This is a genomic window from Streptomyces sp. CA-250714 (genome assembly GCF_050936705.1).
In the GTDB taxonomy this organism is placed as follows: domain Bacteria; phylum Actinomycetota; class Actinomycetes; order Streptomycetales; family Streptomycetaceae; genus Streptomyces.
This window is the reverse complement of sequence record NZ_JBNJMI010000002.1, coordinates 1,673,729-1,692,386: the sequence shown is the minus strand read 5'-3', so window position 1 is coordinate 1,692,386 and position 18,658 is coordinate 1,673,729. Positions and strand designations below refer to the sequence as shown.

At 71.7% G+C, this 18,658-nt stretch carries 16 protein-coding genes; 11 read left to right on the top strand and 5 right to left on the bottom strand.

Annotation, left to right across the window (positions count from 1 at the left end; genetic code table 11):
• The first annotated feature begins 55 nt into the window (after positions 1-55).
• Genes ACQEU8_RS26450 through ACQEU8_RS26435 form a run of 4 tightly spaced genes read left to right on the top strand, consistent with a single transcriptional unit; the run spans position 56 to position 4,986 of the window.
• Positions 56-1,474: an NAD(P)/FAD-dependent oxidoreductase gene (locus tag ACQEU8_RS26450; protein ID WP_433105309.1), complete on the top strand. Its 1,419-nt coding sequence runs from the start codon at positions 56-58 to the stop codon at positions 1,472-1,474.
• Positions 1,471-3,048 (top strand): peptide MFS transporter, encoded by a 1,578-nt coding sequence (locus ACQEU8_RS26445; RefSeq protein ID WP_433105307.1) that lies wholly within the window; start codon positions 1,471-1,473, stop codon positions 3,046-3,048. The genes ACQEU8_RS26450 and ACQEU8_RS26445 overlap by 4 nt, the downstream gene beginning before the upstream one ends.
• Complete coding sequence (locus ACQEU8_RS26440; RefSeq protein ID WP_433105305.1) at positions 3,045-4,082, top strand: methyltransferase; 1,038 nt, start codon at positions 3,045-3,047, stop codon at positions 4,080-4,082. Before ACQEU8_RS26445 ends, ACQEU8_RS26440 begins: the two co-directional genes overlap by 4 nt.
• A 37-nt stretch (positions 4,083-4,119) precedes the next feature.
• The gene (locus ACQEU8_RS26435) at positions 4,120-4,986 is read left to right on the top strand and encodes an LLM class flavin-dependent oxidoreductase (protein ID WP_433105303.1); all 867 of its coding nucleotides are present in this window, start codon (positions 4,120-4,122) and stop codon (positions 4,984-4,986) included.
• A 73-nt stretch (positions 4,987-5,059) separates the two neighbouring features.
• Here ACQEU8_RS26435 and ACQEU8_RS26430 read toward each other — a convergent pair whose 3' ends face one another.
• Complete coding sequence (locus ACQEU8_RS26430; protein WP_433105301.1) at positions 5,060-6,391, bottom strand: cation:proton antiporter; 1,332 nt, start codon at positions 6,389-6,391, stop codon at positions 5,060-5,062.
• 245 nt (positions 6,392-6,636) lie between these two features.
• On the bottom strand, positions 6,637-7,131 hold the full coding sequence (locus ACQEU8_RS26425) for a hypothetical protein (protein ID WP_433105299.1): 495 nt from the start codon (positions 7,129-7,131) through the stop codon (positions 6,637-6,639).
• A gap of 119 nt (positions 7,132-7,250) precedes the next feature.
• On the opposite strand from ACQEU8_RS26425, the gene ACQEU8_RS26420 reads away from it, so the two are divergent.
• Together ACQEU8_RS26420 and ACQEU8_RS26415 are read left to right on the top strand one after the other, a co-directional pair.
• On the top strand, positions 7,251-7,751 hold the full coding sequence (locus ACQEU8_RS26420; RefSeq protein WP_433105297.1) for a MarR family winged helix-turn-helix transcriptional regulator: 501 nt from the start codon (positions 7,251-7,253) through the stop codon (positions 7,749-7,751).
• An 85-nt stretch (positions 7,752-7,836) separates the two neighbouring features.
• Positions 7,837-8,811 (top strand): NADP-dependent oxidoreductase, encoded by a 975-nt coding sequence (locus ACQEU8_RS26415; protein WP_433105295.1) that lies wholly within the window; start codon positions 7,837-7,839, stop codon positions 8,809-8,811.
• Between the two features lie 205 nt (positions 8,812-9,016).
• On the opposite strand, the gene ACQEU8_RS26410 is transcribed toward ACQEU8_RS26415, so the two are convergent.
• Both ACQEU8_RS26410 and ACQEU8_RS26405 read right to left on the bottom strand, forming a co-directional pair.
• The gene (locus ACQEU8_RS26410) at positions 9,017-10,042 is read right to left on the bottom strand and encodes a methyltransferase (protein WP_433105293.1); all 1,026 of its coding nucleotides are present in this window, start codon (positions 10,040-10,042) and stop codon (positions 9,017-9,019) included.
• 15 nt (positions 10,043-10,057) lie between these two features.
• A complete protein-coding gene (locus ACQEU8_RS26405; RefSeq protein ID WP_433105291.1) occupies positions 10,058-11,698 on the bottom strand; it encodes an FAD-dependent monooxygenase in 1,641 nt (546 codons plus the stop codon).
• A 241-nt stretch (positions 11,699-11,939) separates the two neighbouring features.
• Between ACQEU8_RS26405 and ACQEU8_RS26400 the strand changes: the two genes are divergently transcribed.
• From ACQEU8_RS26400 to ACQEU8_RS26380, 5 genes are all read left to right on the top strand, one after another.
• On the top strand, positions 11,940-12,956 hold the full coding sequence (locus ACQEU8_RS26400; RefSeq protein ID WP_433105289.1) for a methyltransferase: 1,017 nt from the start codon (positions 11,940-11,942) through the stop codon (positions 12,954-12,956).
• Positions 12,957-12,988: 32 nt separating this feature from the next.
• Positions 12,989-14,608: an FAD-dependent monooxygenase gene (locus ACQEU8_RS26395; RefSeq protein WP_433105287.1), complete on the top strand. Its 1,620-nt coding sequence runs from the start codon at positions 12,989-12,991 to the stop codon at positions 14,606-14,608.
• A gap of 115 nt (positions 14,609-14,723) precedes the next feature.
• Positions 14,724-15,776: a hypothetical protein gene (locus ACQEU8_RS26390; protein WP_433105285.1), complete on the top strand. Its 1,053-nt coding sequence runs from the start codon at positions 14,724-14,726 to the stop codon at positions 15,774-15,776.
• Between the two features lie 45 nt (positions 15,777-15,821).
• Positions 15,822-16,277: a hypothetical protein gene (locus tag ACQEU8_RS26385; protein ID WP_433105283.1), complete on the top strand. Its 456-nt coding sequence runs from the start codon at positions 15,822-15,824 to the stop codon at positions 16,275-16,277.
• 52 nt (positions 16,278-16,329) lie between these two features.
• Complete coding sequence (locus ACQEU8_RS26380) at positions 16,330-17,517, top strand: glutathionylspermidine synthase family protein (protein ID WP_433105281.1); 1,188 nt, start codon at positions 16,330-16,332, stop codon at positions 17,515-17,517.
• Between the two features lie 270 nt (positions 17,518-17,787).
• Here the strand turns inward: ACQEU8_RS26380 and ACQEU8_RS26375 are convergent, their stop codons facing one another.
• Positions 17,788-18,270, bottom strand: coding sequence for a hypothetical protein (locus tag ACQEU8_RS26375; protein ID WP_433105279.1), 483 nt, complete (start codon positions 18,268-18,270; stop codon positions 17,788-17,790).
• Positions 18,271-18,658 lie beyond the last annotated feature (388 nt).

Below are 18,658 nucleotides of genomic sequence, written 5' to 3'. Positions count from 1 at the left end.
AGGGTCCGAGCCTTCCACCCGACCTGTCCAGGACCCCGGAGGAATGGAGAAGTTCATGCGTGGTTCCACCCAGATCCTCGTCATCGGGGGCGGACCTGCCGGGTCCACGGCAGCCGGACTGCTGGCCAAGCAGGGCTTCGAGGTCACCCTGCTGGAGCGTGACCAGTTCCCCCGCTACCACATCGGCGAATCGATCCTCCCCTCGTGCCGGCCGATCCTGGAACTGCTCGGCGTCTGGGACAAGGTGGAGTCCCACGGCTTCCAGCCCAAGGGCGGCGCCTACTTCTTCTGGGGCCCGGAGGAGTGGGAGGTCAAATTCGACAGCCTCGGCGACGACGGCACCAACGCCTGGCAGGTCGTCCGCTCCGAGTTCGACGAGCTGCTGCTGCGGCACGCCGAATCGCTGGGCGTCGAGGTCGTGGAGAACATCACCGTCAAGGAGCTGGAGTTCGACGGCGAGCGGCCCGTCGCGGCCCAGTGGGCCGGCACCAAGGACCCCGCTTCCAGTGGACGCATCACCTTCGACTACGTCGTCGACGCCTCCGGGCGCGGTGGCGTCATGGCGGCCAGGCATGTGAAGAACCGGCAGTACCACGAGATCTTCCGCAACGTGGCGGCCTGGTCGTACTGGAAGAACGTCAAACCGCTCGACCGCGGCCCCGAGGGCGCCATCGCCGTCTGCTCGGCACCCGACGGCTGGTTCTGGGTGATCCCGCTGCACGACGGCACCACCAGCATCGGCCTGGTCACCGGGCGGGACATCTTCAACGAGAAGCGCAACCGGCTCGGCGGCATCCAGCAGGTCTACGACCAGGTGCTGGCCGAGTGCCCCGCCGTCACCGGGCTGCTGGGCGGCGCCGAGCAGGTCAGCGGGATGAAGGTGGAGCAGGACTACTCCTACACCGCGGAGAACTTCGGCCGCCCCGGCTATCTGATGTGCGGCGACGCCGCCTGCTTCCTCGACCCGCTGCTGTCCACCGGCGTGCACCTGGCCACCTACAGCGCCATGCTCGCCAGCGCCGCACTCGGCAGCGTCATCCGCGGCGAGGTCGAGGAGGAGGAAGCCTGGCACTTCTTCAACACCGTCTACCGGCACGCCTACGAGCGGCTGCTGGTGCTGGTCTCCGTCTTCTACGAGAGCTACCGCGGCAAGGAGCACCACTTCTACAACGCCCAGAAGCTCACCTCCTCGCAGCGCGAGAACCTCAACCTCCAGGACGCCTTCAACCGCATCATCACCGGCATCGCCGACATGGAGGACGCGCAGGACGTGTACGCGAGCGTGCACGCGCACCTCAACGGCGCCGAGAGCGGCGACCCCAACCCGCTCGCCAATCTCAACAAGGTCCACGAGCAGAAGCAGGCCCCCATGAGCGAGCAGAACGCCGTCGGCGGGCTGTATCTGTCCTTCCGCCCGCATCTGCATCTGGCGCGGGCCACGGAAGCCGAGGCCGAGGGAGGTCCCGCCGCATGACAGCCGCGAACACTGCTCCGCGCGAGGACCCCGGCAGCGCTTCCGCCTCGATGCGCCCCTGGCCCAACTGGTTCCGCACCCTGTTCCTGTCCGACCTGTGGGAGCGCTTCGGCTTCTTCGGCATGCAGGCGATCCTCGTCCTGTTCGCCGTCGCGCCCCGCGACGAGGGCGGGCTCGGGCTCGCCAAGGCGGACGCCGCCGCGCTGTTCGGCGCCTGGATCGGGCTGGCCTTCATGCTGTGCCTGCCCGGCGGCTGGATCGCCGACCGGCTGCTCGGGCCCCGCCGTACGCTGCTGCTCGGCGCGGCCATCACCACCGCGGGCCACTTCGCGCTGGCGACACCGCTGCTGTGGCTCACCCCGCTGGCGCTCGTCCTGCTGGCCGTCGGCATGGGCCTGTACAAGCCCAACCACCAGGCCCTGCTCAACCTGATGTTCAAGGACAACGGGCGCCGCGAGGCGGGCATCTCGCTGATCTATGTGGGCATCCAGGTCAGCGCGCTCACCTCGCCCCTGATCGCCGGGTTCCTCGGCGAACGCGTCGACTGGCGGCTCGGCTTCGCCGTCTCGGGCACCGCCATGCTCATCGGCACCGTCCAGGTCGCCCTGGCCAGGCCGCAGTTCCAGGGCGTGGGCGAGCGGCCCGGCAGACCGCTGGACGCTCAGGTGGCGCGTCGAGTCAAACGCCGCGCCGGTGCCGTCGCGGGAATCGTCGCCCTGCTGCTGGGCGGGATGGCGGCGGCCGGCGGGCTGACGCCGGGCAGCGGTATCGCCCTGGTCGGCATGGTCACCATCGTCGCGCCCGTCATCGCCTACACCGTGCTCTACCGCAGCCGTGAACTGGGCCCCGGCGACCGCAGACGGCTGCGCTCGTTCCTGTGGATCTTCCTCGGCTCGACGCTGTTCTGGTCGCTGATCGCCCAGGACGGCTCATCACTGACGCTGTTCGCCAAGCACTCCACCGACCGTGACGTGCTCGGCTTCGAAGTCCCGGTCAGCTGGCTCCAGTCGGCCACCCCGCTGTTCATTCTCGTCCTGGCGCCGGTTTTCGCCTGGCTGCTGCTCAAGCACGGCGGCGGACGCGCCGGCGTCCCCGCCAAGTTCTCCGCCGGGCTGCTGCTCACCGGCGTCAGCTTCCTCATCATGGCGGTCGCCGCCGCCCTGGCCTCCGGGGACGACAAGGTCTCCCCGCTGTGGCTGCTGGTGGTCTATCTGATGCACGCCTGCGGTGAACTCATCGTCGCCGCCGTGGGTATCGCCGCCGTCGCCGATGTGCTGCCGCGCCGGTTCATCGCCCATATGCTCGGGCTGCTGTGGCTGTTCGCCGCGCTCGGCGGCGGCGCGGGCAGCGGCCTCGTCCGGCTGATCGATGTGATCCCCGAGGCGCTGTACTACCTGCTGCTCGCCGTCCTCGCGCTGGCCGTCGGCGGCGCGCTCGCGCTGCGCAGGCACACCGTGGCACGCGGGCTGGCCCCCGAGGGCCCCGAGGGCGACGCCGCGGAAGCCTTCGCGGCACCCTCCGGGCCGCCCGAGGACGCCGCGCCCGCGACCGTCAAGGAAGGTGATCCCGCATGACCCCCTTCTCCCCGGTACCGGAAACCACCGCCCCCGACGCGTCGGAGACCTCGGCGCTCGCCCAGCTGGGGCTCGGCTTCGCCGCCTCCAAGCTGCTGCTCAGCGCCCTCGAACTGGGCGTGTTCAGCGCCCTCGCCGAGACGGCCGACGGCACAGCGGAGGCCGAGGAACTACGCGCCGCGCTGGGTCTGCACCCGCGCGCCGCCTCGGACTTCTTCGACGCGCTGACCGCCGTCGGACTGCTGGAGCGCCAGTACGGCCGCTACCGCAACAGCGAAGCGGCGCAGCGCCATCTGGTGCGCGGCCCCGACTACCAGGGCGGCTTCCTGGAGGGCGCCAACTTCGTGCTCTACCCGGCCTGGGGCCGGCTCACCGAGGCGCTGCGCACCGGAAAGCCGCAGGCCGAGGGCGACTTCGAGGCCATGCTCAGCGACCCGCACGCCCGCCGGATGTTCCTGGCCATGCAGGACTCGCTGAGCCGGCCGCTGATCCCGCACCTGCTGGACGCGTTCGACTGGTCCGCGTACACCAGCCTCACCGATGTGGGCGGAGCGCGCGGCAACCTCGCCGCGCACATCGTCCGCGAGCGCCCCGGACTGACGGCGACCGTCCTCGACCGCCCGCAGAACGCCGAACCGTGCGCCGAGCACACCGCTGAGCTGGGCGTGGCCGACCGGGTGACGTTCCACGGCGGGGACTTCTTCACCGACCCGCTGCCACCCGCCGACGTCGTGGTCATCGGACACGTCCTCGCGGACTTCTCCCGCGACGAGCGCCGAACGCTGATCGAGAAGGCGTACGCGGCCGTCCACGACGGCGGTGTGCTGCTCGTCTACGACCCCATGAACGGCGACAAGCCCGAACTGGCCTCGCTGATCGCCAGCCTGCACATGCTCGTGATGACCCCGGCAGGCGCCGGATACCACCCGGACCACTGCACGGGCTGGATGGAACAGGCCGGGTTCACCGAGGTGACCAGCCGTCCGCTGCCGCTGGGCAACACCCTGCTGATCGCCCGCAAACGGGCGGCCTGACGCCCTGACGTTGTCCGACGTTGTAAGGAGACCGACTGTGGAGATCGGAGTGGGCCTGCCCACCACCGTGCCCGACGTCGACGGGCGCAGGCTCGTCCGATGGGCGGTCCGCGCCGAGGAGCTCGGCTTCTCGACGCTGGGCGTACTCGACCGGCTCGTCTACGACAGCTACGAACCCCTCACCGCGCTCACCGCCGCCGCGGCCGTCACCGAACGGATCCGGCTGGCCACCAGTATTCTGCTGGCCGCCTACCGGCCCGGCACCCCGCTGCTGGCCAAACAACTCGCCACCCTGCACGAGATCTCCGGTGGCCGGCTGGTGGTGGGCGCCGCGGCGGGCGGCAGGGAGGACGACTTCCAGGCCACGGGTGCCCCGTATCGGGGCCGGGGCCGCCGCCTGGACGCCATCCTGACCGAGCTGCGGGCGGTGTGGGACGGCAAGGAGACCGACACCGGCGTCGCGGGCATCGGCCCCCGCCCCACGCCGCCCGGGCCCGAACTGATCGTGGGCGGCCACACCCCGGCGGCCATGCGGCGCGCAGCCCGGCACGCCAGCGGCTGGATCGCGGGCGGCAGTTCCGCCACCGGGTACGCGGACCTGGCCCGGCAGGCCCGCGCCGCCTGGCGCGCCGAGGGCCGCACCGACAGCCCACGGCTGGTCGCCCTCGTCTACGCCTGCCTGGGGCCGGACGCCCGCGAGACCGCCGAGCGCTATCTGCGCGCGTACTACGCCTTCATCGGCCCCAAGGCGGAGATGGCGGCCAAAGCCGTCATCACCGACGCGGGTTCGCTTCGCGAGACGGCCGCTGCCTATGAGGCGGCAGGCTGCGACGAGCTGTTGGTCTTCCCCTGCACCGCCGCCCCAAGCCAGCTGGACCTCCTGGCCGAGGCCGCCCTCGCCTGACCCCCTCCACCCGACGCCCGCCCCCTCGGGGGCGGGCGTTTTCCATGCGGCATGCGCACAACGGGAGGGAGCGTCAGCTCTTCCGGGCGGTGGGGGTCCCAGCGGCGCGCGGCGGCCCGGCCTGCTCCGCGGGGAAGGAGAAGTCGCCCAGGGCCGCGGGGCCGCCGCGGCGGCGGCCGAGTGCGGTGAGCAGGGGGCCGGCCATGGCGGTGGTCACCAGGGCCATGACGACCATCATGGCGTACAACTCGGGGCCGATGACGCCCAGTTGGAGACCGACGGTCAGAATGACCAGCTCCGTGAGGCCGCGGGTGTTCATCAGCGCGGCCAGCACCCCGCTCTGCACACGGGGCACCCGGTTGAGGCGGGCGCCCAGATAGGCGCCGGCGAACTTGCCGGTGATGGCGGTCAGCAGGATCAGCCCGAGCTCGCCCAGCCCGCGGGTGCCCGTGCGGGACAGATCGACCTGGAGCCCGGCGACGACGAAGAAGGCGGGCAGCAGCAACAGCCGCGTCACATACTCGAGGCGGTCGGTGATCTGGTGCCGCAGCTGCCGTGCGGTGTCGCGGGGCATCACCGCACCGAACAGGAAGGCGCCGAAGACGAAGTGGGCGCCCATCCACTCGGTGGCCAGGGCGGAGAGCAGCAGCCCGCCCAGCACGACGATCAGCTGGTCGGCGGTCACATGCTCACGCGCCCACCCCGCCCAGCCGGTCCGCCGTCCGGTCGAGTTCCGCCCGGACCCGCCGTCGAACAGCCGCCGCAGCCAGGGGCGTACGACGAGCAGCATCACGGCGAGATACACCGGAGCCAGCAGCATCCGCCACTGGCCGCCGCCGCCCGCGACGGTGACGACGACGGCCAGCAGCGACCAGGCGAGGATGTCGTCGAGTGCGGCACTGGCCAGCGCGATGCTGCCGACCCGGGTGCGGCCGAGCCCGCTGTCGGCCAGGATCCGGGCCAGTACGGGGAACGCGGTGACCGCCATGGCGGCGCCGAGGAAGAGCACGAAGGCCGCCCGGCTTCCGGTGGCGTGCTGCTCGGCGAGGTGGAGCGCGAGCAGCCCGCCGAGGGCCAGCGGCGCCAGTACGGAGCACAGGGACACGCTCAGCGCCACCCGCCGCTTGCCGCGCAGCCGTGACAGGTCCAGCTCGTAGCCGACGACGAACATGAACAGCACCAGGCCCAGGTCGGCGAGCGCGCTGAGCATCGGCCGGATGTCGGTGGGGAACAGGAACCGGGCCAGCGCCCCGTCGAACAGGGTGGGCCCGACGAGCACCCCGGCGAGCAACTCGCCCACCACGGGCGGCTGTCCGATTCTGCGGGCGCCCGCGCCCAGCAGCCGGCTGAGCGCCAGGATGGCGGCGAGCCCGGTGAAGAAGGACTGGACCTGCTCCGGAGTCATGAGTGCTGCCCCTCCCGCCTGTTCTTGCTACGGAGCTGCCCCTGGCTGTGGCTTGCAGTCTGCGGGTGCGTTTGTGGTTGCTGGGGGCACCTCCCGGCCGAAGGCTGGGGGAGCAGTTCCCCGCGCCCCTTGAGGGAACCCCGCGAAGCTTGGGCAGTCCGTGCCAGGGGCGCAGGGTGGGCAAGCGCAGCCCCCATGCCGGGTACTTGAGGGTAAGAGGGTGCGCTCGGAGCTGCCTCGAGGGCCTACACCGCGCCGGGGTCGGGCAGCACAGGCCGGGTGCCGTCGCGGTGTGCGGAGCGGCAGTCGTCGAGGAACTCGCGGGAGAACATCGCGCTCAGCGTCGCGACGCCGCCGCGTGCGACGCGGATCTCGCCGCGCCGGAGGGTGCCGGTGAGCCGGATGACGCGGCCGTGGTGGGCGACGTGCCGCTCGCGGTCCTTGATCTTGCAGCGCCCGTCCAGGGTCAGCTCGCGCTCGTCGAGGACGGCGTCCTGGGGGAGCAGCAGCTTGATCATGCTCCGCTCGCTCAGCAGCCGAAGCTCGATCTCGCCCTCGGGGAGCTGCGCCGAGCGCAGGTCGAGGTGGAGGGAGGCGCGGCGGGTGCGGACGTCGATCGTCCTCCTCCGCGTCCAGTGGCCCAGCCGTTTCACACTGGTGTAGAAGGCTTCGACCCGTTCGGTGTGGAGGTCGGGCATATGTGCTGTGGGCCGGCTGTTCTCGGTGTGCTGGTTGCTCATCGCAGCGTTCCTTTCCGGAACCCGGGCAACAACCCGAAGGTAGATGGATGCCTTGAGAACCGGCTATCTTGGCAGTCAAGCTAACCGGTAGTCGTTATTTTGAGAGTCGAGATACTTGTATGTCAAGCGAACAGGTTTCTCCGCCGCAGGAGCCGAAGGAAACCGAGCTGCGCCGGCAGCTCGGCGAGGAGGTCCGCGCCCTGCAGAGCGCGACCGACGCCGTGGATGCCGCCACCGCCGACCGGCTCGGCATCAACCGCACCGACCTGCACTGCCTCGATGTCCTCACCCAGCGCGAGAGCGCGACCCCCAGCCAACTGGGCGCCGCGCTCGGCCTGACGACCGGCAGTGTCACCGCGATGCTCGACCGGCTGGCCAAGCTCGGCTACCTCACCCGCGAGCCCGATCCGCACGACCGCCGTAAGTCCGTCGTCCGCGCCACCGCGGAGATACAGCGCGGTGCCCACGACCTCTACGGCCCCCTCGCGCAGGAGGGCGCCGCGCTGCTGGAGCGCTACTCGCTGCCCGAACTGGAGCTCCTCCTGGACTTCGCCCGGCGCAGCCGCGAGATCCAGGAGCGGCATCTGAAGCGGCTGCGGCGCGAAGAGGACGGAAAGTGAGCCGGGGAGCGCCACGAAGAGTGAGCTGAGCTGCGGCTCGCCCGGTGTACGGCGAGCATGGGAGGGAGCGCGCCGGGAACGCGGGGTGCGCAGCGCACGCTCCACCCCGCACAGGAAGCAGGTGTTCGCCATGCCCGAGGCCATCGCCTTCGCCGCGTACGGCGGTCCCGAGGTCCTCCACCCCACCGGCATCGACATTCCCGAGCCCGACCCGGACCAGGTGCGCGTCGCGGTACGGGCCGCCGGCGTCAACCCGCTCGACTGGAAGCTCCGCAGCGGCGCCCTGGCCGCCGCCATGCCCGTCGAGCTGCCGTACATCCCGGGGCTGGAGTTCGCGGGCACCGTCGACGCGGTGGGCGACGGCGTGGGCAGCCTGGAGCCGGGCGACGAGGTCTTCGGCCGCGCCCAGCACGCGTACGCCACACTCCTCGTCGCCGACACCACCATGCTGCGGCTGCGCCCGGACGACCTGGACGTCCTCCGCGCCGCCGGACTGCCCGTCGCAGCGGAGGCCGCCTACCGGGCGTTGGAAGAGCTGGGCGTCGCCGCGGGGGAGACCTTGCTCGTGCACGGCGCGGGTGGCGCCGTCGGCAACCTCGCCGTCCAGTTCGCGGTGGCACGCGGCGCCCACGTCGTCGGTACGGCAGCCGAGCGGGTGCACCGGCGACTGGCCGACCTGGGGGCCACCCCCGTCACCTACGGGGAGGGCTGGGCGGAACGGGTGCGCGCGGTCGCCCCGCGCGGGGTGCACGCCGTGCTGGACACCTCGGGCGCCGATGTGCTGGGTGACTCCGTCGGGCTCGCCGGCGGTGGGGCCGCGAGGGTGCTGACCCTCGCCGATCCGCAGGCCGCGCGGGCGCACGGAGTGCGGTTCTCCTGGGGCCAGGCCGGCTCCCATCTCGGTGCCGCCCTCGATCAGGCCCTCGCCCTGCACCGGCGCGGCACGCTCAGCGTGCCGCTGGCTGAGCCGGTGCCGCTTGCGGATGCTGCGCGGGCCCACCGCGCCGGCGAAGCCGGCGGCCTCTCCGCCAAGCTGGTCCTCACCACTGCTGCTGAGTAGGGGCTGCCCCTGTCTGCCGCCCGCAGCCTGCGGGCGCGTTGTGGCTTGTCGCGCAGTTCCCCGCGCCCCTTACGGGGCACCGTTTTGCGCTTGGGAGGTCTGCGCCAGAGGCGCAGGGCTGGCAAGCGCAGCCCCCTTGCGGGGTACGCGAGATGGAACCCCCGCCCACCGTGCCCGGAAGGGGTGGGTGGGCGGGGGAAACGGCTCAGTGGGCCTTGTGGGCGATGACCAGGGTGACATCGTGGCCCAGAGCGCGATGTTCCACGCGGGCGAACCCCGCGTCATGCATCCACGCCGCACACTGCGCGAGGGTGTAGCCCTTACCATGCGGGGTCATCAATTGGAGATTGAGGCTGCGCAGCAGATTCCGCAGATAGCTCTCGTCCTCCGGCACGATGACCGGGTCCCACACCAGGAACGCCCCACCGGGCCGTACGCCGGCGAAGGCGTTCTTGACCAACTGGGCCCGCTGGTCGTCGTTCCAGTCGACCAGCGCGTGCCCCAGCATCAGCACATCGGCCTCGGGCAGCGGCCCGGCGAAGAAGTCGCCGCCGTGGAAGCCGAGCTTGCCGGTCATGCCGAGCGCCGCCATGTGCGCCGTGAAGTCGCTCTCCAGCTGCGGCAGATCGAAGACCCGCGCGTCGAGATGCGGATGGGCTGCCACCACGCCGGCCAGCACATTGCCCCGGCAGCCGCCGAGTTCCAGTACGGAGCCGTACGACGACCAGTCGAAGACCTCGGTCAGTGCGGGGATGAGCGGCCGGCTGGCGTCCTCGGCCATACCGACCAGTCCGTCCTTCTTCTCCTCGCTGTCGTAGAGCTGGTCGAACATGTCCTCGCCCGAGTACGTCGCCGCCTGCGGCTCGCCGGTCCGCAGCCCCTCGGCCAGCCGGTCCCACGCGGGGTACATCACCCGGTCGGCCAGGTGCAGAAAGCCGCTGAGCGAGGCCGGGTCGCCGGGCACCAGCAGCTGTGCGGAGACCGGCGAGTTGGCCCAGGCGCCGTCCGCAGCGCGCTCCAGGAAGCCGAGTTCGGCCAGCGCGGCGAGGAAGTGGTCGCAGCCGCGCGGGTGCAGCCCCAGCCGCTCCCGCAGCTGCTCCTCCGGCTGCGGGCCCTCGGCCAGCGCGGAGAACAGACCGAGCCGTACTCCTGCCAGCACCAGCTTCGCCGGCTGGAAGGCCATGGCCTGGCCGAGCACCTGCCCGGCCCGGGCCGTCACATCGTCAGCCACGAAGCCACCTCCCGGTCACGAGCCGACCGCCGAGCGGGCCGTCGCCGAAGGAGCCGCCGCCGAGGCGCGCGCCAGCACATCGTCGAGCACCGCGTCGGCGTCCACCGCGGCGGCGTCACCCGCGTTGCGCCAGGCGACGAACGCGTCGGGCCGCACCAGCACGGCGCCGCCCTCGTCCACCCCGTACGCCGCCGCCCAGTCCCGGTCCTGCGGCCGCAACTCCTCCTCGGGGCCGACCGCATGGGTGCGCAGCGGAACGCCCAGCCGCTCGGCGGCCTTGACCGCGGCCTTCGCCCAGGCGCCGCCATCGGGACCGTGCAGCAGTACGAAGTCGTCCCAGAACAGGTCGATGGTGGAGATCGTCTCCTCACCCCGGCGCAGCCACACATGCGGGGCGCGAGTGCCGGGCTCGCCAGTCAGCTCCAGGTCGGGGGTGAGGACCTTGGAGCCCTCGGCGCCGACGATGGAGGAGCTGCGGTAGCGGTAGCCGAGCGTGATGATCACGTCGTCGACGAAGTCCTGCCGGTCCTGCTCGGTGGCGTACCCGTGCCGGATCCGGTTGCGTACCAGCGCCTGCTCGGACATGGCGGTGCCCAGCGGGCGGCGCTCCGCGTCGTAGGTGTCCAGCAGCGCGTCGGTGCCCCAGCCGTCCTGTACGGCGGCCAGTTTCCAGGACAGGTTGTGCGCGTCGTGGATACCGGTGTTGGCGCCGAAGCCGCCCGCGGGCGGGTGCACATGCGCGGCGTCGCCGGCCAGGAAGACCCGGCCGACCCGGAAGGTCTCGGACACCAGCTGGGCGCCCTGCCACGGCACCTTGTCCATGATCTCGACGTCGATGTCCTTGCCGGCCGCGCGGCGGACGATCTCCACGCACCGTTCATCGGTGTAGTCCTCGGGCTTCTCGCCCTTCTCCGGGTAGTAGATCGGCGCCGCCAGCCACGGGTCGCAGCCGTGCAGCCGGGAGAGCCCCATCAGTGAGCCGCCGGCCGAGGCGTAGCACAGGATGAACTTACGGTCCTTGAGCAGTGTCTCCAGCTCGGGCGCCCGGAAGTAGATGCTCAGCGCGTTGAAGACGGTGCCGCGGCCCACCCTCTCGACGCCCAGCGCCTGCCGGATGCGGCTGCCCGCGCCGTCGGCACCCACCAGATAGTCGGCGCGGATGGTCAGCCGGTTGCCCGTCGCGGCCTCCTCGGCGATGGCGGTGACGCCCTCGTCGTCGGCCTCGAAGGAGAGCAGCCGGGTGTTGAACCGTACGTCGGCGCCGTATTCCTGGGCCTTGGCGACCAGCACCTTCTCGTAGCGGTCCTGGCCGCAGCCCATCACCCGCTCGGGGCTGACGGTGGGGCCGTCCAGCGACGGGGACTCCAGCAGCTCGGCGTTGTCGATGTCGGAGAAGGTGTCGACCTTGATGATCCCGCCCTCGAAGTAGGCGTGCGAGTTCCCCTTCTCCAGCGCGCGGATGTCCTTCCCGAGTCCCGCGGCGCGGAACAGTTCCATCGTGCGGGCCTGGAGGCCGGGGGCGCGGGGAAGCATGGAGGTGCTGTCCCGCTTCTCCAGCAGCATCGTGCGGACGCCACGTCGGCCGCTGAACAGCGCGGTGGACAGTCCGACGGGACCACCGCCGACGATCAGCACCGGGATCTTCACGTCATACATGCATGTCCCCTCTGAACGGCTGGGCTTGGCCGGTTTCGGCACCCCTGATGAGTAGCCACGACTCCTTGAGGGCTGCTGGAGATCCGGCGGGGGCCCGGCACGCCGAGCGGTTCCCCGCCGGCCCCGAAGCCGCCCCCGTGCTGCCCCCACCGCCGTTCGAGGGGCGCTCAACTTCGCGGTGTGACCCTCCCGGGGCGGCCCTGGCGCCAGGCCATGTGCCGTTTCGGAAGGAGTCCTGCGCATGACGCACACCAGCCTGGATGTCAGCACGCCGGCCGGGATCATCCGGCTGAGCAACGCGTTCTGCGACGCGAAGGCACTGCTGACCGCCGTCGAACTGGGCCTGTTCACCATCCTCGACGAGAAGGGCCCCCAGGCCCAGGAGGAGATCCGCAAGGAACTGGGTCTGCACGGCCGCGGGCTGAGCGACTGGCTCAACCTGCTGGCGGCGCTGGGTCTGCTCACCCGCGAGGAGGGCGGCAGGTTCGGCAACGCCGAGGGGGCCGGCACCTATCTGGTGCGCGGCAAGAAGACCTACGTCGGCGGCTTCCTGGAGCGCTCCAACCGCAATCTCTACCCCGCCTGGGGCAAGCTGAGCGAGGCGCTGCGCACCGGTCAGCAGCAGTCCGGCAGCGACTTCGAGGAAGTCACCAAGAACCCGCACATCCTGCGGCAGTTCGTCGGCATGATGGACGCGCTCACCCACGTCGTGGGCCCCGAGCTGGTGGGGAAGTTCGACTGGAGCGGCTACAGCTCCATCCTCGATGTCGGCGGTGCCCGCGGCAATCTGTGCTCCCTCATCGTCAAGGCACAGCCGCATCTGCAGGGGCACGTCTTCGACCTGCCGCCCATGGAGCCGCTGTTCGACGAGAAGGTCGCCGAGTACGGACTGACCGGCAAGGTCACCTTCCACGGCGGCAGCTTCTTCACCGACCCGCTGCCCAGCGCCGACGTCGTCACGCTCGGGCACGTGCTGCACGACTGGGACGAGAAGCAGCGCGGCGACCTGGTCGCCAAGGCGTTCGGCTCCGTCAACCCCGGCGGTGCGCTGCTGATCTACGACCGGATGCTGGACGACGAGCCCGACCACGTCGAGAACCTCGTCATCAGCCTGGACATGCTGCTGGTCACCGACGGCGGCTCCGAGTACCCGGTCTCCGAGGCCGTCGCGCACGCCGAGCGTGCCGGGTTCGCCTCCACCGAGGTGCTGCCGCTGAGCGACTACGACACGCTCGTGATCTGCCGCAAGGCCGGCTGAGCGGGCTGCCGACGGAGAGGAGTCCGTACCCCATGAGCGACCCCAAGACCGATACCCAGCAGGTGCCGGTGCTCGTCGTCGGAGGCGCGGTGACAGGGCTGTCCACCGCGGTCTTCCTCGGCTGGCACGGCATCCGTTCGCTCGTCGTCGAACGTCACCCCGACACGCTCAGCCATCCGCGCTCGCGCGGCGTCAACCCGCGCACCGTGGAGCTGTACCGCCAGGTCGGGCTGGAGGGGCCGATCTGGTCCGAGGCCAGTCTCGCCACCGACTTCAGCAAGCTGCTGATGATCCGCGCCGAGACCCTCGCGGGGCCCGAGATGTTCAGCGGCCCCACCGACCAACCCGACCCCACCGGCGGAGTGAGCCCCTGCGAGTGGGCCCCCATCGACCAGGACCGGCTCGAACACCTGCTGCGCGGGCGGGCCACCGAGCTGGGCGCCGAACTGGCCTTCGGCACCGAACTGGTCTCCTTCGAGCAGGACGACAACGGGGTCACCGCGGTGCTCCGGGACGCCGCGAGCGGACAGGAGCGCACCGTGCGCGCCGCCTATCTCGTCGCGGCCGACGGCAGCCGCAGCCCCATCCGCCGCGAGGCGGGCATCGAGACGGACGGGCCGGGCGAGTTCGCCACCACCCTCTCGGTGCTCTTCGAAGCCGACCTGAGCCAGGCGGCGCGCGGCCGCGACGTCGGCGTCTGCTACCTCGACAAGCCCGCGCCCTCCACCATCCTGTTCGCGCACGACGGCAAACAGCGGTGGATCTTCGCCACCGCCATGCCCGAGGGCGAGACGCTGGAGACCATCACCGAGGACCAGGCGATCGGGCTGGTCCGCGCCGCCATCGGCCAGCCCGATCTGGACGTACGGATCGTGCCTCAGCTGCCGGCGGGCGGCGCCAAGTGGTTGAGCTTCATCATCGGCGCGCAGGTGGCCCGGGAGTACCGCAGGGGCCGGATCTTCCTCGTCGGCGACGCGGCCCATCTGGTGCCGCCCACCGGCGGGTTCGGCGCCAGCCTCGGCATCCAGGACGCCAACAACCTGGCCTGGAAGCTGGCCGCCGTCCTCGACGGCGAGTCAGGACCCGAACTGCTGGACACCTATCAGGCGGAGCGCCACCCGGTCGCCTGGATGACGCTCCAGCAGGCCCTCGGCATGATGCAGGAGCGCACCGGTCCCGACGGCGACGGTGAGGGGGAGGGCCCCGACCCCGCGGAGGCGTACAGCACCACCGTCTTCGGCTACCGCTACGGCGAGGGGCCGCCCGTCCCGCCGCATGCCCTGCGCGGCGAGCCGGGCACCCGGGCCCCGCATCTGGAGCTGGACCGCGCCGGGGAGCGGATCTCCGCGCTGGATCTGTACGGGCGCGCCCCGGTTGTGCTCACGGCGGAGGGCGGGCAGAGCTGGGTCGAAGCGGCCGCGGCCGTCGCGGCGCAGACCGGTGTGCGGCTGGACGCCCACCGGGTGGGCGGCCCCGGCGCCACGCTGACGGCCCCCGGCGGCCGGTCCGTGACCGAGGCGTACGGCATCGCGGCCGACGGCGCCGTGCTCGTCCGCCCCGACGGGTTCGTCGCCTGGCGCTCCGAAGGCGCCGACGCCGACCCGACGGCGACCCTGCGGGAGGCGGTGCGCACGCTGTATCCGCGTACCTGAGCGGCGCTTGTACCTGAGCCGCGCTCAGCTCCCGTCCGGACCGGGTCCGGCAGTGTCCCCCGCTGCCGGACCCATTCGCGTGCGATGAGGTGCGCCGCGGGTCAAGATGATCCCCATGGATGTGGCCGAGCTCGTACTCAAGTATGTCGAGGCCGTGATCTGGCCGTTGGTGACCCTCACGGTGGCCTGGTATCTGCGCGCCTATTTGCGGGAGGCCTTCGCCCGGATGACGCGGATCGAAACCCCGGCGGGAGCCATCGAGTTCGAGGCGGAGGCCCGCCAACTGCGCGAGCGCGCCGAGGAGCTGGCGGACGCCCCGCCCGCCGTGCCGTACGGACGCGACACGCAACCCTGGACGGTCCCGGCCCCCTGGCAACAGCAGCCGCCGCTCCCGCACGACCCGGACCCCGCACCGGCGCAGGCCCCGGCCCCCTGGCAGCAGCCGCCGCCGCAACCGCAGGCCCCGGAGCCGGAGCCCGCAGCGGCACAGACCCCGGTGCCCGCACCGGAACCGCCTTCGCCGGGGCCGCCTTCGCCGGGACCGCCCTCGACCGGGCCCTCGACGCCGGAGCCTGCTCCAGTGCCCGCACCGGGACCGCCCTCCCCGGGACCGCCGCCGACGCCGGAGCCTGCTCCGCGTCCGAAGCCGCGTCCGAAGCCGCGCCCGGAACCCGAGTCCGATCCCCGCGTGGAGCCGAGCCGGGAAGAGATGAGGGACGCAGAGGTGGAGGACGAGCCCGGACTGCCGCCGCTGCCACCGCAGTTCCAGCAGCCGGCCCCGGCGACCGGGACGGCGTTCGGCTACGGCCAGCCGCCGGAGCCGACCCGCGCGGCTGCCGGGCAACTGGCGGCGGCGTTCTCCGCGGCGTGGGAGATTCTCGACTCGTCGCCCGTCGGTGCGTTGGCCGCCGCCTGGTCCACCCTGACGGAACGGCTGGACGACATCCTGCCGCCGCTGCCCCAGCCGCCTTCAGGCCGGGAGCCCGCGGTGCTGCGGCGGCGACTGGCGGTGGCCGGTGCGCCGCCGGACACCCTCGCCGTCTTCGACGGGCTGCACCGCCTGCGGGAGGCGGCGGTGTTGGAGAGGATCCCCGTCACCGCGCGGGCGGCCCGCCACTATCTCGTCGGCTGCGAACGCCTGATCGAGGAGCTGTCCGCCACCCACTAGGGTGTCCGGCGTAGTTGAAACTCCGTCGTACGCAGGGGGCACCGCATGACCGTCACGCCGAAGACACGCAGCACCGAGCCGGAGAGCGCCCGGAGCAGGCGGCGGAGGCTGCGCTCGTCCACCGTCGTCCTCGGCAGCATGGGCGCCCTGGCGGTCGCGCTGTCCGGGTACTCGTCCGAGCCGGACCGGCGGTGCGTCGACCCCGACAGCTATGACGCGGTGCGCGGCTACCGCGTCCTGCCGCCGAGCCAGTGCGAGACGGGCGGCGCCCGGGCCACGGCACAGGACGCGGCCTTCCCGGCCGCCGCGGGCGCGGCGCGCTCCGACGACGGCCGGCGTACCGAGAGCTCGGGCACGTTCTGGTACTACGGCGGCCACGAGGACGACGGCCGGGCCAAGGGCGGCACGTTCGTCCGCACGGCGGCTGTCGAGCGGGCCGGCTTCGGCTGCGACGACGATGACGACGGCGGCAGCAGCGGCGGTGGCGGGTACGGCGGCTGAGCCGGCGCGGCACGGCGGCGAGGAGAAGAGGCGAGAGGAAGAGGAAGCCCGCGTGGAACGCCACACCATCGCTCCTCGTCCCGGCTGGCAGGAGACCGTCGAGGAGCAGGGCTGCATCTACCCGCTGACCCGGTACCCCGACGGCTCACTGCGCCCGTACTGGGACGAGAGCGCCTACTACTCCTTCACCCTGCCCGAGGTGGAAGCCCTCGAGGAGGTCGTGGAGGAGCTGCACGAGATGTGTCTCCAGGCCGCCGCGCACATCGTGGAGACGGGCCGGTTCGCCGATCTCGGCATCACCGACCCGGCCCTGGTCGACCGCGTCGCGGAGAGCTGGCGGCGGCGCGCCGAACTGCCCAGCCTCTACGGCAGGTTCGACCTGCGCTACACCAAACCCGGCGAGCCGGCGAAGCTGCTGGAGTACAACGCGGACACCCCCACCTCACTGGTGGAGGCGGCCTCCCCGCAGTGGTTCTGGATGGAGGAGTGCTTTCCCGGCGCCGACCAGTGGAACTCGCTGCACGAGCGGCTGGTCGACGTGTGGAAGAAGCAGGCGGCGCTGCTGCCGCCGGGCGCGCCCGTGCACTTCGCCCACTCGGCGCGCGACGAGCTGGGCGAGGACCTGATGACGGTGGCCTACCTCCAGGAGACCGCCGAGCAGGCCGGGCTGGAGACCGTCGCGATACCGGTGGAGGAGATCGGCTGGGACCGGCTCTCGGGCCGGTTCGTGGACCAGCGGCTGAAGTTCATCCGGGCCTGCTTCAAGCTCTACCCGTGGGAGTGGCTGGCCTCGGACCGGTTCGGCCCGCATGTGCTGGAGACCCTCGACAACGGGGGCGGCACCGGCAGCACGCTGTGGATCGAGCCGGCCTGGAAGATGCTGCTGTCCAACAAGGCGCTGCTGGCCATCCTGTGGGAGCTGTTCCCCGGCCACCCCAATCTGCTGCCCGCCTATCTGGACGGGCCGCGCGAGCTGGCGGCCACCACCGGGTGGGCGGCCAAACCGCTGCTGGGCCGGGAGGGCGCGGGAGTCACCCTGCACGAGCCGGGCGCCGAGCCGTCGGTACGGGACGAGCCGTGCTGCTACCAGGCCCTGTGCCCGCTGCCGGACTTCGACGGCAACCGCACGGTGCTCGGCACCTGGGTCGTGGACGGTGAGGCCGCGGGCCTGGGCATCCGCGAGTCGGCGGGCCTGGTCACGGACGAGTACGCACGGTTCCTGCCGCACGTCATCCTGTAGCGGGCCCCCGAGATCCGGTAGCGAACACCCCAAGCGAAACGAAACCGTTTCGCTTGGGGGTCTGCCGGATCGAGCAGGAGACCGCGCTCATGCGCGGGATCGGCCGCGCGGCGCACGACAACCCCGGTCTGTTCCGCGCCCTGCGGGAGTTGCTGCCGGAAGCTGACACCGGGGAGGGGGCGGCGAGGCCGGCCAGGTGGGCAGCAAGGGCGTCGGCCCTCTGCCCCGGACCGGTGCCGGGCCAGAGGGCCGGATCAGGAGAACGACCGGCTAGCGGATGCTCGGTGTGCCCTTGAGCTCCTTGGTCATGGCGCCCTTGCCGTCGTTGTTGATGTTGTAGGAGATGATTCCGTCGGTGGTCCAGCCGCCCTTGAAGGAGGAGGACGTGTTGAAGCCGGCCGAGGTCGTGTGGACCCGGCCGCCGTTCGGGATGTCCCACGGCTTCGTCCGGGACTTGACGGTCGAACCGTTCCGCTCCAGGTGGTAGATGATCTTGAAGGAGTCGAACCGCTTACCGCCCGAGATGTGGATCCCTTCGAGCTGAACCTGGACCTTCGAGTTGAGGGTGGTCGAGTTGATGCGGCTCACGCACAGCTCGGCGTAGCCATGCATGTCCGGGTTGCCGGGCAAGTTGAAGGAGAGGCCCGTCCGGTTGCACTCGGTGGACGCGGCCTGGGCCGTCCCGGTCCCTGACACCGTGACGAGCGCGGCAGCGACTGCCGTGATCGCGAGTGCGGACGTTCCCTTGCGCATGTGGATCTCCGTGTGGTCGAAAAGAGCTGGTCGGTCAGGAGTGAGACGCGGCCATACATGCGGAGTTGGTCTGGATCCCCCGTATATGCCGCTGGCGTATCTTCTTCGAGCGCCGTGCTCACCGGCGTTGTTCTGCGCAGACCGTTACCCACCTGCGATACTCGCGCCGTCGGCCCGGGCACCCGGGCATCACGAAAGGGCCCCCTTCGGGGCCCTTCATCGTCCCGGCCGGTCCGTGGGCGCGGGGAGGCGGACAACGGACCGGCCGTGGTCAGTGCTTGTCCGGCGGATCTCGCGTTCCCCGTAGTGGGGAGACGCGCCCCGAAGGGGCGCGGGGAACTGCTCCCCTGGGGGCACCTCCCGGCCGGAGGCTGGGGGACTCCGGCCG